Source organism: Pseudomonas sp. EL_65y_Pfl2_R96, from assembly GCF_963970905.1.
Classification (GTDB): Bacteria; Pseudomonadota; Gammaproteobacteria; order Pseudomonadales; family Pseudomonadaceae; genus Aquipseudomonas.
Genome location: NZ_CAXAQH010000179.1, coordinates 1 through 566, shown reverse-complemented (window position 1 = coordinate 566; position 566 = coordinate 1). Strand labels below are relative to the sequence as shown.

The 566-nt window shown below is 65.2% G+C and carries 1 protein-coding gene; it reads right to left on the bottom strand.

The window, feature by feature from the left end:
* On the bottom strand, window positions 1–566 hold a 566-nt coding region (locus AACY49_RS30090), incomplete at both ends, for an efflux RND transporter permease subunit (protein ID WP_339527879.1).

The following is a 566-nucleotide window of genomic DNA, read 5'->3' as shown; positions in this document are numbered from 1 at the left end:
GTCACGAGCCCGCCGATCACCGCCGTCGCCAGCGGCCGCTGGACTTCAGCACCGGTGCCGGTCGCCAGCGCCATCGGCACGAAGCCCAAGCTCGCGACCAATGCCGTCATCAGCACGGGCCGCACTCGTTCCATGGCACCTTCGATGATCGCATCTTCGTCAGCGGCACCATCCTCGCGGTGTGTGCGGATCGCGCTCATCATCACGAGACCGTTGAGCACTGCGACGCCGGACAGCGCGATGAACCCGACGGCTGCGGTGATCGAGAACGGTATGCCACGCAGCAATAGCGCGAACACGCCGCCTGCGAGCGCCATCGGGACCGCGCTGAAGACGATGGCCGCCGGAATGAACCCGCCGAGTGCCAGATAAAGCAATGCATAGATGGCGACGAAGCAGATGGGCACAACGATCAGCAAGCGCAGCCGCGCTGATTGCAGACTCTCGAACGTCCCGCCCCAGGCGGTGTACATACCGGGCGGAAGATCGAGCTTGCCGATCTTGTCCTGCGCCTCGGTCACGAACCCGCCGAGATCGCGGCCGCGCACATTGACCTGCACCACGAC